Origin of the sequence: Allobosea sp. BK604 (genome assembly GCF_004341515.1) — a bacterium.
GTDB lineage: Bacteria > Pseudomonadota > Alphaproteobacteria > Rhizobiales > Beijerinckiaceae > Allobosea.
In genome coordinates, this window is the sequence record NZ_SLZF01000002.1 from 693,301 (window position 1) to 705,655 (window position 12,355).

At 67.1% G+C, this 12,355-nt stretch carries 12 protein-coding genes; 5 read left to right on the forward strand and 7 right to left on the reverse strand.

The window, feature by feature from the left end:
- The first annotated feature begins 132 nt into the window (after nucleotides 1–132).
- From EV560_RS08590 to EV560_RS08605, 4 genes are all read left to right on the forward strand, one after another.
- Complete coding sequence (locus tag EV560_RS08590; protein ID WP_131855313.1) at nucleotides 133–501, forward strand: DUF423 domain-containing protein; 369 nt, start codon at nucleotides 133–135, stop codon at nucleotides 499–501.
- An 89-nt stretch (nucleotides 502–590) separates the two neighbouring features.
- Nucleotides 591–1,490 (forward strand): acetylglutamate kinase, encoded by a 900-nt coding sequence (argB, locus tag EV560_RS08595; RefSeq protein WP_131855314.1) that lies wholly within the window; start codon nucleotides 591–593, stop codon nucleotides 1,488–1,490.
- Between the two features lie 183 nt (nucleotides 1,491–1,673).
- Nucleotides 1,674–2,435, forward strand: a complete 762-nt coding sequence (locus EV560_RS08600; RefSeq protein ID WP_131855315.1) for a pyrimidine 5'-nucleotidase — start codon at nucleotides 1,674–1,676, stop codon at nucleotides 2,433–2,435.
- A gap of 94 nt (nucleotides 2,436–2,529) precedes the next feature.
- A complete protein-coding gene (locus EV560_RS08605) occupies nucleotides 2,530–3,720 on the forward strand; it encodes an O-succinylhomoserine sulfhydrylase (RefSeq protein WP_131855316.1) in 1,191 nt (396 codons plus the stop codon).
- A 142-nt stretch (nucleotides 3,721–3,862) separates the two neighbouring features.
- Here the strand turns inward: EV560_RS08605 and EV560_RS08610 are convergent, their stop codons facing one another.
- From EV560_RS08610 to EV560_RS08620, 3 genes are all read right to left on the reverse strand, one after another.
- Nucleotides 3,863–4,222 (reverse strand): hypothetical protein, encoded by a 360-nt coding sequence (locus tag EV560_RS08610; protein WP_131855317.1) that lies wholly within the window; start codon nucleotides 4,220–4,222, stop codon nucleotides 3,863–3,865.
- 199 nt (nucleotides 4,223–4,421) lie between these two features.
- Nucleotides 4,422–5,633 carry a 5-aminolevulinate synthase gene (gene hemA, locus EV560_RS08615; RefSeq protein WP_131855318.1) on the reverse strand — a complete coding sequence of 404 codons (1,212 nt, stop codon included), beginning with the start codon at nucleotides 5,631–5,633 and terminating at the stop codon, nucleotides 4,422–4,424.
- A gap of 106 nt (nucleotides 5,634–5,739) precedes the next feature.
- Complete coding sequence (locus EV560_RS08620) at nucleotides 5,740–6,363, reverse strand: 2-hydroxychromene-2-carboxylate isomerase (protein ID WP_131855319.1); 624 nt, start codon at nucleotides 6,361–6,363, stop codon at nucleotides 5,740–5,742.
- A 163-nt stretch (nucleotides 6,364–6,526) separates the two neighbouring features.
- On the opposite strand from EV560_RS08620, the gene EV560_RS08625 reads away from it, so the two are divergent.
- Nucleotides 6,527–8,158: an HAL/PAL/TAL family ammonia-lyase gene (locus EV560_RS08625; RefSeq protein ID WP_131855320.1), complete on the forward strand. Its 1,632-nt coding sequence runs from the start codon at nucleotides 6,527–6,529 to the stop codon at nucleotides 8,156–8,158.
- A gap of 18 nt (nucleotides 8,159–8,176) precedes the next feature.
- On the opposite strand, the gene prfH is transcribed toward EV560_RS08625, so the two are convergent.
- From prfH to EV560_RS08645, 4 genes are all read right to left on the reverse strand, one after another.
- On the reverse strand, nucleotides 8,177–8,770 hold the full coding sequence (gene prfH / locus EV560_RS08630) for a peptide chain release factor H (protein ID WP_131855321.1): 594 nt from the start codon (nucleotides 8,768–8,770) through the stop codon (nucleotides 8,177–8,179).
- A complete protein-coding gene (locus EV560_RS08635) occupies nucleotides 8,767–9,951 on the reverse strand; it encodes an RNA ligase RtcB family protein (RefSeq protein ID WP_131855322.1) in 1,185 nt (394 codons plus the stop codon). The genes prfH and EV560_RS08635 overlap by 4 nt, the downstream gene beginning before the upstream one ends.
- Nucleotides 9,952–10,271: 320 nt before the next feature.
- Nucleotides 10,272–11,531, reverse strand: coding sequence for an allantoate amidohydrolase (locus EV560_RS08640; RefSeq protein ID WP_131855323.1), 1,260 nt, complete (start codon nucleotides 11,529–11,531; stop codon nucleotides 10,272–10,274).
- A 9-nt stretch (nucleotides 11,532–11,540) separates the two neighbouring features.
- Nucleotides 11,541–12,287 carry an SDR family NAD(P)-dependent oxidoreductase gene (locus EV560_RS08645; RefSeq protein WP_131855324.1) on the reverse strand — a complete coding sequence of 249 codons (747 nt, stop codon included), beginning with the start codon at nucleotides 12,285–12,287 and terminating at the stop codon, nucleotides 11,541–11,543.
- Between the last annotated feature and the right edge of the window lie 68 nt (nucleotides 12,288–12,355).

The window sequence follows — 12,355 nt, forward strand, 5'->3', positions numbered from 1 at the left end:
GAACGCGTGCTCCAGACCGCATCTCGCTTCACCATGCCGCGCCGGGCCCGGCTTGACGTGGATCGCGCTTCGGCGCCTTTCGGCAGCGATGGCCGGGCTGAGCCGACCTCGACGAGCCGGAAGCGACCGCCCATGACCGCCACCCGAATCCACCTCGCCCTCGCCGCCCTGATGGGGCTGGCGGGAGTCGCGCTGCTGGCCGCCGCGGCGCATGTCACCGGCACGGCCAATGTCCAGACCGCCGGGCAGATGCTGCTCTTCCACGCCTCCGCCGTGATCGGCGCGACTGCGGCGCGCAAGGGCGGCTATCTCGCCGATCTCGCGGCACGGCTGGCGATTTCGGCGCTGATCTTCGGCGCAGTACTATTCGCCGCCGATCTCGCGCGGCGCGGCTTTGCCAACGAGGCGCTGTTCCCGCGCGCGGCGCCGACCGGCGGCTGGTTCATGCTCGGCGGCTGGCTGACGCTGACCTTCGCGGCCGTGTTCGCGCCGCGGAACTGAGCCGTCGCAAAACTGCTTTCCTCATTCGGGTATCATGCTCTAGAAGGCGCCGGCGCGCCGAACTCACGCGCCCTCGCGGAGCCTGCCCGATGACCGATCCCGCCGCCCATCTGACGCCGTCGCAATCCGCCGACCTGCTCGTCCAGGCGCTGCCGCATATGCAGCGCTACGACCAGGAGATCATCGTGATCAAATATGGCGGCAACGCCATGGGCGACGCCGCGACGGCCGAGGATTTCGCCGAGGATATCGTACTGCTCGAGCAATCGGGCCTGAAGCCCGTGGTCTGCCACGGCGGCGGCCCGCAGATCGCACGCATGCTGGAGAAGCTCGGCATCAAGTCCGAGTTCAAGCAGGGCCTGCGCGTCACCGACCAGGCGACGGTCGATGTCGTCGAGATGGTTCTGGCCGGCTCGGTCAACAAGGAGATCGTCGGCTATATCTCGCGCGAGGGCGGCAAGGCGATCGGGCTGTGCGGCAAGGACGGCAACATGGTGACGGCCCGCAAGGTGACGCGCACCATCGTCGACCCTGATTCCAAGATCGAGCAGGTGCTCGACCTCGGCTATGTCGGCGAGCCCGAGACGGTCAACACGAGCGTGCTCGAATCGGTGCTGAAGGCCGAGCTCATCCCTGTGCTGGCGCCGGTCTGCGCCGCGGCCGACGGCCAGACCTATAATGTCAACGCCGATACGTTCGCAGGCGCGATCGCAGGCGCGCTCAACGCCAAGCGCCTGCTGCTGCTGACCGACGTGCCGGGCGTGCTCGACAAGGACAAGAACCTGATCTCCGAGTTGACCGTCGAGGGCTGCCGCAGGCTGATCGCCGACGGCACGATCTCGGGCGGCATGATTCCGAAGATCGAGACCTGCATCTACGCGCTGGAAAAGGGCGTCGAGGCGGTGGTCATCCTCGACGGCAAGGTGCCGCATGCGGCGCTGATCGAGCTGTTCACCGATACGGGCGCCGGCACGATCATCCGGCGCTGAAAGCGAGGGCGCCATCATTCTCGCGTGATCCCGGACAAGCCGCTTTGGTGGTGCAGCGTCCGCCGGGATGACGGTACGCGGGACGAGAGTTACCTCCGGCGTGCCAACGGGACCCCTTCTTCGAAATAACTTCGCAAGAGTCTTGCATGTCATGATGGCATCGCCACATGACATGCCCCAGCCATGAACCAGAACGCGACATTTTCAACGTCTACCCCGCTCCTTTCGGTGCCGGAAGCCTTCGCGCATGTCGATCATTGGATCTTCGACCTCGACAACACGCTTTATTCGCATGAAGCGAAGGTCTGGCCGCAGGTCGACGAGCGCATCACGCTCTTCCTGAGCGAGCTCTTCGGGCTCGACGGCATGTCCTCGCGCGCCCTGCAGAAATATTATTACCAGCGCTACGGCACGACGCTGAAAGGCCTGATGGAGGAGCATGGCATCGATCCCGGCGACTTCCTCGATTTCGCCCACCAGATCGACCTCACCCTGCTCGATCCGAACCCGACGCTCGGCGACGCCATCGCGGCGCTGCCGGGCCGCAAGCTGATCCTGACCAACGGCTCGCGCGGCCACGCCGAGAACGTCGCGGGCAAGCTCGGCATCCTCCACCATTTCGAGGATATCTTCGACATCGTGCAGGCCGGCTTCACGCCGAAGCCCGAGCGCGCGACCTACGAGAATTTCCTGGCGAGGCATTCGGTCGATCCGGGCAGGGCCGCAATGTTCGAGGATATCGAGAAGAACCTGGTCGTGCCGAGCGCGCTCGGCATGAAGACGGTGCTGATCATCCCGCAGACGCCCGACCCCTTCCGCGAGGCCTGGGAACAGGTCGCGGTCGAGGCCGGCCATGTTCACCATGTCACCGCCGATCTCGCCGGGTTCCTGAAGCCACTCGGCCGGGCGACGCAGGTGACGCCAGTGACGCCGGCAGTGGACTAAAATCGTCCCTTCCAAAGGAAGATTTGTTCGTCTTTACGAACGAATGTGAAGCTGATATTCCCTCTGTCCGTTATAGCGAACGGCGGAGAGTGTTATGTCGGATTCCAAGGCGGGCGCGCTGCACCCCGAGACGCGGCTGGTCCATGCCGGCACCTTGCGTTCGCAATTCGGCGAGACCTCCGAAGCGCTCTTCCTGACCCAGGGCCATGTCTATGACAGCGCCGAGCAGTGCGAGGCGCGCTTCCTCAACAAGGATCCGGGCTTCCAGTACGCTCGCTTCTCGAATCCGACCGTTTCCATGCTCGAAGCACGCATGGCCGCCTTCGAGGGCGCGCAGGCCTGCCGCGCCACCGCGACCGGCATGGCCGCCGTCACCGCCGCTCTGATGAGCCTGGTGCGCGCGGGCGATCATGTCGTGGCGGCGCAGGCGCTGTTCGGCTCCTGCCGCTATGTCGTCGAGGAGCACCTGCCGCGCTACGGCGTCGAATCTACGCTCGTGAAGGGGCCGGATATCGAGGCCTGGCGCAAGGCGGTCCGACCCAATACCAAGGTCTTCTTCCTGGAGAGCCCGGCCAACCCGACGCTGGAGGTGATCGATATCGCCGCCGTCGCGAAGCTCGCCAAAGAGGTCGGCGCCAAGCTGGTGGTCGACAATGTCTTCGCCACGCCGCTGTTCCAGCGCCCGCTCGAGCTCGGCGCCGATGTCGTCGTCTATTCCGCCACCAAGCATATCGATGGCCAGGGTCGCTGTCTCGGCGGGCTGATCCTCGGCTCCGAGGACATCATCACCCCGGAGGTCCAGACCTTCCTGCGCCAGACCGGCCCGGCCATGTCCCCCTTCAATGCCTGGGTGATGCTGAAGGCGCTGGAGACCCTGCCGCTACGCGTCCGCCAGCAGGCGGCCAATGCCCGCCTTGTCGCCGACTGGCTGCTCGGCCAGGACAAGCTGCCCAAGGTGACCTTCCCGGGCCATCCCGGCCATCCGCAGGCCGAGATCATCGCCAAGCAGATGAGCGGGCCGTCGACACTGGTCGCCTTCGAGGTCGCGGGCGGCAAGGAGGCGGCCTTCCGCCTGCTCAACGCGCTGAAGCTGATCCGGATCTCGAACAATCTCGGCGATGCCAAGAGCCTGATCGTCCATCCCGCGACAACGACGCATCAGCGCTTTTCGCCTGAGGTGCGCGCGACGATGGGAGTGACCGACGGTCTGATCCGGCTCTCGATCGGGCTCGAGCATCCCGACGATCTGATCGCGGACCTGAAACAGGCGCTAGCGGCGGTCTAGAGCATTTTCGAGCGAAGTGGATACCGGTTCGCGTGAAGAAAATGCGTTAAAACAAAAGGTTAGAGAATTTTCGCGATTCGGAGAAACGCGGAAATACTCTAAGCACGGCCCGGTTCAGCGAAGCGAGCCCGGCCGAGCGTCTTCAGGCCGGGAACAGGCTCAGGATCGTCTGGGACGATTGATTGGTCAGCGAGGCCGTCTGGCCGGCGAGCATCTCCCGGGTCCGGGTGGCCAGCGCCATCGCGAACTCCTCCATCTTCTCGGGATCGCCGAGCGGACCGAGCGAAACTTCGTCACGCGTGACGATCGGCTGGAGGCGCGGTGGCGTCGCGCCACTGAGCTCGACCGAAACCGGCGGATCGAGGGGAGCGGAATCGCTTCCGCCTGCCGCACCGTCCGAGCGCGCATCAGTCGTCGGACGCGACTGCGGGGCAGTCGCCTGCTGATCGTCCAACCTGAGCGGTGCCGAACGAGAGGCGCTGCCGGTGCTTTCGACCGCCATGATCATCTCCAAGAGCTACGGCCATAGCGATGGCCGCGGATAGATCATGAAACGTAGAAGAAAGATGCTTCAGCCTCGTTGAGAAAGATACTGAAGCAACAGCCAAGCCATTACCTAAAATTCTAAGCGTCAATCGCTAAAATTTTAGGTAGTTGAGCCTATTGGCGCAGCGCAGTTGCGCTGCGGCGCCGCGCATTATTCAGGCCGCCCGCTTAAGCCCGACCTTGGCCCAGATCGCCGTCAGCGCACCGACCAGGTGCTCGATATCGGCATCGCTGTGCAGCGGCGAGGGCGTGATACGCAGGCGCTCGGTGCCGCGCGGCACGGTCGGGTAGTTGATCGGCTGAACGTAGATGTCGAAGCGGGCGAGCAGTTCGTCGCTGATCGCCTTGCACTGCACGGCGTCGCCGACCATGACCGGCACGATATGGCTGGGATTAGGCAGATGCGGGATGCCGACGGCATCGAGCCTGGCGCGAAGCACGCCGACGCGATCCTGCTGGCGCTCGCGCTCGGCCGAGCTCGCCTTGAGATGGCGGATCGCGGCGAGCGCGCCGGCGGCAAGCGCCGGCGGCAGCGAACTGGAGAAGATGAAGCCTGAGGCGTAGCTGCGGATGAAATCGCAAAGCGCGGCCGAGCCGGCGATATAGCCGCCCATCACGCCGAAGGATTTGGCCAGCGTGCCCTCGATCAGGGTGAGGCGATCGCTCAGCCCCTCGCGCTCGCTGATGCCGCCGCCGCGCGGTCCGTAGAGGCCGACGGCGTGGACCTCGTCGATATAGGTCATCGCACCGAACGCGTCGGCGATGTCGCAGAATTCGGCGACCGGGGCGATGTCGCCATCCATCGAATAGACCGATTCGAAGGCGACCAGCTTCGGCCGGGCCGGATCGATCGTCGCGAGCTTGCGGCGCAGGTCGTCCGGATCGTTATGGGCGAAGATCAGCTTCTCCGCGCGCGAATGGCGGATGCCCTCGATCATCGAGGCATGGTTCAGCGCATCGGTCAGGACGACGCAGCCGGGCAGGCGCGAGGCCAGGGTCGAGAGCGAGGCCCAGTTCGACATATAGCCGGAATTGAAGAGCAGCGCGGCTTCCTTGCCGTGCAGATCGGCGAGCTCGCGCTCCAGCAGCACATGATAATGATTGGTGCCGCCGATATTGCGGGTGCCGCCGGCGCCGGCGCCGTTGCCATCGATCGCCTCGTGCATCGCCTTCAGCACGTCGGGGTGCTGGCCCATGCCGAGATAATCGTTCGAGCACCAGACCGTGACTTCGCGCGGCGCGCCCTCGCCGTGGTAGAGCGCGCGCGGGAAGCGGCCAGCCAGACGTTCCAGATCGGCAAAAACCCGGTAGCGGCCTTCCTTGCGCAAGGAGTCGAGCTCCTTGCGGAAGAATGTCTCGTAGTCCATGGCGGTCTCCTGCAACGCCCTCGTCCTACGGGAGAGGAGCCTAACGCGAAATAGTGCGTGGTGTCGCGGGTTGCCTTTGAACTAAGTCAAAACAAGCGTAACGGCGTCATGCAGACGGATGATAGGGGGCGCGGCCCTCGCTCAAGGCCTCGTCGAGCAATTCGACGCGGTCCTGGCCCCAGAACAGCTCGCCGTCGAGGATATAGGATGGCGCGCCGAAGACGCCGGCAGCGATAGCGTCGATACGGTTCTGCTCGTAGCGCTCATGGCTGGCCGGCGACTCGGCCGCCTCCAGCAGGGGCTCGGCGGCGAGGCCGGCGCTTGCGGCCAGACGGGCAAGCACCGCCCCGTCGGCAAGGTCAAGCCCATCCGCCCAGAGCGCATGAAAGGCGCGGCGCAAGAAGGCGTCGGGCTCGGCGCCCGAAGCGATGATCGCGATGACAAGACGGTCGGCCGGCGCCGGATCGAAGGGCCCTTTCCGCGCCTGGGGGTCGAGCGGCAGGCCGCGGCGCTTGCGCCAGCGCTGCAGCTCGACCAGCCGGTAACGCTGGCGGGCCGGATGGCGCTTCGGCAAAGGCAGGCCGCCGGTCTCGTCGAAGACGGCCCTGATCGGCAGCGGCCGGTAGGAGATCGTCGCGCCATGACGCTCCGCCACCTCGTGGAGGGCGGCATGGCCGAGATAGGCCCAGGGCGAGGCGAGGGTGAAGAAGTAGTCGATTTGGCGGGACATGGTCGCGGAGGGTCCGTTGCGCGTGAGCGGGCGGCGGACCATGCGGCATTCCACCCATCGCTGCCAATTCGAAATCTTGACCTCGCCCATCATCGCCGGATGATTGCTTTCGCGGCCCGCCGCATTAGACGTGGCAGGACGAGTTCACGCGGAAGGGACGAGCATGGCTGTCACGATCGACGGGCGGACGCTGAAGGGCAAGCAGGTTCTCAAGGTCGCGCGGCCCGGCCCCTCCGGCCGCTACGAGAAGGCGAACCTCGCTCCCGCCGCCCGCGAGCGCATCGCCGCGACGCGCGCCCATATCGACGCGAATTTCATGACCGACGACGCGCCGTTCATGTATTCGTTCAATACCGGCGTCGGGCTGTTCAAGGACCAGCGCGTGCTGATGTCGGAGATGACCGAGTATCAGCGCAAGAGCGTCTATGCGCATGCGACCGGCATCGGCGAGCCCTTCCCGGAAGACGTGACGCGCGCCACCATGCTGCTGCGCGCCAATGCCTTCGCCTCGAACTATTCCGGCCCGCGTGTCGAGCTCGTCGAGCGGCTGCTTGCCTGCCTCAATGCCGGCGTTCACCCGGTGATCCCGCAGAAGGGCTCGGTCGGCGCCTCCGGCGATCTTGCGCCGCTCGCCCATATGTCGGCCGCCGTCTGCGGCTTCGAGGAGGCCGAGGCCATCTACAAGGGCAAGCGGATGAAGGCGCGCGATGCGCTGGCCAAGGCCGGGCTCACGCCTGAATTCGCGCTCGGCGCCAAGGACGCCTCGGCGTTGATCAACGGCTCGACCGTCTCGCTCGCGCTCGGCGTGCTGGCGAGCGAGGACGCCAAGCGCCTGGTCAAGGCGGCGGATGTCGCGATGGCGCTGTCGCTGGAGGCGATGCGCGGCGAGCTCGCGGCCTTCGATCCGCGCGTCCATGCCGCCCGCCCGCATCCGGGCCAGGGGCTGGTGGCGCGCAACATCCTGAAGATCACGGAAGGGTCGAAGCGCTGCTCGGCCTCGGCCCGCGAGACGATCTATCCGGACGAGATCGGCCGCACGGCCGGCAAGCCGCCGGCGCCGCGCGTGCAGGACGTCTATTCGCTGCGCTGCACGCCGCAGGTCCATGGCCCGGCGCGCGAGGCGCTCGACTACGTCTCGCGGATCATCGCGACCGAGACCAATTCGGCCACCGACAATCCGCTGATCTTCGCGGAAGGCGGCGGCTATACCGTGATCTCGGGCGGGCATTTCCACGGCCAGTATGTCGCGCAGGCGATGGACCTTCTGGCGCTGGCGATGACCGATCTCGGCTCGATCTGCGAGCGGCGCCTCGCCCGGCTGGTCGACCCGACGCTGAGCTACGGCCTGCCGCGCAACCTGCTCGCCGGCAAGCGTGGACTCAATACCGGCTTTGCCACCGTGCAATGCTCGATGTCGGCGCTGGTGATGGAGAACCGCACACTTTCGGCGCCGGGCTCGGTCGATTCGATCCCGGGCAAGTCGAATGCCGAGGACCATGTCTCGAACTCGACCTGGTGCGGCCGCAAGGCGCGCACCGTGGTCGAGAACACCGAGATGATCATCGCCATGGAGATCCTGATGGCCTGCCAGGCGCTCTCGCTGATCGCCGAGACGGCCAAGGATCATCCGCTCGGCAAGGGCACGCAGGCGGCGCTCGACGCGCTGCGCGAGACGATCCCGCCCGCGCTCGACGGCGACCGCTGGTACGCGACCGAGATGAACCAGGCGACCGAGCTGGTGCGCAACGGCGCGATCGTGGCCGCCGTGGAAGCGGCCGTGGGGACGCTGGAATAGGTCCCCACCGCCTCACGCCTACAAGACGCGCACGGGGTTTCCCCGCTCCACGTCGATGCGTGCGAGCCAGTCCCGGAAGGCCCTTTGATTGGCCTCGCGGGCGTGGACACCGGCAAGCACCGCCCTCAGGCGCCGCAGCGCCAGCTCCCGGTTTCGATGTTGCGAGCGCTCGTCCCTCGCGATCGCGCTGGCGCCGCTCGGACGATGCGTCACCCGGACCGCGCTCTCCGTGCGGTTCTGATGCTGCCCGCCGGGACCGCCGGCCCGCATAGTCTCGAAGACGAGATCGGCGGGGTCGAGCTCCGGCGCGGCCGGAGGCTCCGCCATTCTGCGCACAGCGACGAACCAGTTCTTGCGGCGATGGTTCGGCCGCAGTGTCGACCGAGCGACGACCTGCACCGAACCCTCCCAACCGCGCAGGAAGACCTCCGCCTGCGCGCCCTCGAGCGAGACCAGAACAGAAGCCTTGCCGGCTTCGGGGTTGGCCTCGACCGCGCAGGACAGCTCCCGCGCCGCGGCCTCCGCCGCGATAGCCTGAACGACATCGGCGACGGCCAGGCGGCACTCGGCGGGGCCGCGCCCGGAGGTCACGCAAAGGAGGATCGCGCTCATCGCCAGGCCTCCTTCCGGGATCGGGCGAACCGGGGCGTCTCGGCCGAAGCCTCGCGCGGCTGGCGCGCCGTCTTGAAGGTGATCAGCGGTCGCAGCACCGCGACCACCCGGCAGAGACCGGCCGCCTCCATCTCGCCGACGACACGCTCGACGTCCTTGTAGGCCTCCGGCGCCTCCTCGTAGAGCAGCTTGCGATCCGAGCAGATCACGTGGCCGCCGAAGGCGTTGCGGGCAAGACGCGCAACGGTGCTGGCATTGCTGGCGAGCCGCTTCTGCATCGAGGCGCGGTCGTGCTTGCGCCCCGCGCCATGGGCAAGCGAGCCCAGCGCGTCCGGATTGCCTGGCAGCGGCTGGACGAGATAGGTCACCGCGCCGCGCGATCCGGGCACCGGCACGAGCCCACGATCAACGGGTGCGGCGCCCTTGCGATGCAGGACGTTGTCGCCATGCCGCTCCGCGAGGTTGTGGGGGCTGTCGAGGAGCTCGACAGCCTCGCTGCGGAGTGCCGCAAGCGCCCTGCCGGCGATGACCTGGCGGTTGAGCCGGGCAAAGCGCAGGGCGTTGTCGTGGTCGGCGAGATAGTCCTCGCCCCCCTCGCCCAGCGTCAGGCCATGGGTGCCGTCATGGTAATGGCGCGCCAATGTCGCGGCGCCGAGCCCGCGCGAGCCGGAATGGACGAGCAAGGCGAGCCCGCCGCGCTCCAGGCCGACAGCTCCGGCGACGCTGGGATCGACGATCTCCTCGACGCCCTGCAGTTCGCAGAAGTGATTGCCGCCGCCGACCGTCCCGAGGGAGGCGGTAAACTCACCGCCGTCGATGCCCTGAGCGGCCAGGAGGCCGGTGGCGTCGCCGTCCCAGGGTCCTTCGAGCGCCGCCATTCGTTCCACGGCCTTGTCGAGCTTCAGTCGCCGCTCCGGGAGGTCGAGGACATGGAGCTGCATGCCGCAGCCGATATCGGTGCCGATCACGTCGGGAAAGACGCGGCCGGCGACCAGAGCGGCGCAGCCGACGGGGCCGTGATGGCCGGGATGAAGGTCCGGCAGGCCGGCGACCGCCAGCACGTCCGGCCGCGCGGCCAGGTGTTCGAGCTGCGCAATGGCAGCACCCTCGATCCAGGCATTGGACGAGGCATAGATGCGGATGCGCGCGGCTGCGCCATCCGCCGTCAGGGGATTGCCCATGATGTATCAAAGTCCGGAACAGCATGCCGCCGGCCGATCGCGGCCGCGTGCATGTCAGCCTTCAACCGCCACGCGAGAGCGAGGCGAGGAATTGGTCAGATCGAAGCCCTGACCGGGCGGAAGGTCTGAGACATGGCCTTGCCCTTTCCTGTTGCGGGAGCGTGGTGCTCCATTCCGAACGGCCGCCTTCTGCCAAGGACGCGGCGCGAGCGCCAGTGCAAGCCGGCCACAGCGGCCAGCGAAACGGGATCGAGCGCATCGGCCCGAAAACTGGATTGCGGTTTTCGAAAGAGCCGATGCGAAAACAAGAAGCTAGAGATTCAACCTTCCTGGCGCGCGAGCTCCAGCACCGTCTCGAGCAGCACGCGGATGGCGATGCCGGCGTCGAGCTCGGTCATGTTCTCCAGCGGCGAGTGGCTGATGCCCTTCTCACAGCGGACGAAGAGCATGGCGGAGGGGCAGATCCGCGCCATCGCCATCGCGTCATGGCCGGCGCCGGAGGGCAGGCGACGCGCGCTCAGGTTTGAGCCCGTGCGGGCGATACCCGTCGCGAGGGCGTCCTGCAGGTTCGCCGCCATCGGCGTCGCGTCCTCGCGCGAATAGGGGGTGATGCTGAGCCCGACGCCGCGCCGCGAGGCGATCTCGCCGAAGCGCTCCTGGACGGCGCGGTCCATGCTGGCGACGGTCTCGGCCAGCGGCGCGCGGAAATCGATGGTGAAATCGACGGCGCCGGGCACGACATTGGTCGCGCCGGGATCGGGCCGGAAGACGCCGACTGTGCCGACCGCCTGGTCATGCGAGGAGGCGATCGCCTCAAGTGCCAGCGCCATTTCGGCGCCAGCCGCCAAGGCGTCCTTGCGCAGGTGCATCGGCACGGTGCCGGCATGGCCGGCTTCGCCCGTGACACGGACGCGGGCGCGGCTCTGTGCATTGATCGTGGTGACGATGCCGACAGCCTCGTTCTCGGCCTCCAGCACCGGTCCCTGCTCGATATGGACCTCGAGATAGGCTTTCAGCGAGCCGGGCTTGCGAGCGAGCGCCGGAATGCCGGCGGGATCGCCACCGAAGGCGACGAGCGCATCGCGCAGCACGATGCCGTCAGCATCTCGGGATTCGAGCCAGCCCTGCTCGTAATGGCCGGCGAGCGCCGAGGAGGTCGAAAGCGAGGTCGGGAAGCGCACGGTCTCCTCGTCGCCGAAGGCCACGACCTCCAGCGCAAAGGGCAGCACCACGCCGGCATCGCGCAGGGCCTGCGCCGTCAGGATGCCGGCGACGACGCCGAGATTGCCGTCATAGCGGCCGCCATCCTTGACCGTGTCGATATGCGAGCCGATCAGCACCGCCGGCAGGCCGGCCGTCGTGCCTTCCCGCCGTCCCTGGACCGAGCCGGCCGCGTCGATGGAGGCGGTCAGACCCGCGACCTCCATCGCCCCCTTCGTCCACTCGGCCGCCTGCCTATGCGCCGGCGAGAGATAGAGCCTGGTCAGCTTGCCCGGCTCGTCGGTGAAGCGGTTCAGGCCTTCGAGTGCGGCGAAGGCACGGGCGCCGAGCACGGCGGCGGAGGGGAGCGAAGCGGTCATCGATCGAACTCAGTAGGTCGCGCGGCCGCCGGAAAGGTCGAAGACGCCGCCGGTGGTGAAGCTGTTCTCGGACGAGGCGAGGAAGGCGACCATGGCAGCGACTTCCTCGGTCTGCAGGAAACGGCCGCGCGGGATCTTCGAGAGCATGTAGTCGATATGCTCCTGGCTGATCTGGTCGAAGATACGGGTCCGAGCAGCCGCCGGGGTGATGCAGTTGACCGCGATGTCGTTGCCGGCGGTTTCCTTGCCGAGCGACTTGGTCAGCGCGATCACAGCCGCCTTCGAGGCCGAATAGGCCGAAGCTGTCGGATTGCCCTCCTTGCCGGCAATCGAGGCGACGAGGACGAGACGGCCGTAATTGCGCTTGATCATGCCGGGAATGACCGCCTGGCAGCAATGCAAGGTGCCGTCGACATTGATCCGCATCACCTTGTTCCAGGCGTCGAGCGGATACTCCCAGGTCTTGTGGTTCGGGCCGGCGACGCCGGCGCTGGTGACGAGGATGTCGACGCTGCCGAGCCGTGCCTCGAGCGCATCGGCCGCCTTGCTCACCGCCGCGGCATCGGTGACGTCGACGGCGACGCCGGTCGCGCCCTTGCCGATTTCGGCCGCGGATTTTGCGGCGAGCGCGCCGTCCATGTCCCAGATCTCGACCTTGGCGCCGCTTTCGGCAAAGCGTTCGGCGATAGCGCGGCCGATGCCCTGGGCGCCGCCCGTGACTATGGCGACGCGGCCGTTGAGATCGATCTGGTTCATTGCTCTGATGCCCCCTGGACGAAACCGGGCGGCACCGTAGCCGGCTGATCCCGCCTAGGCCAGCGCTT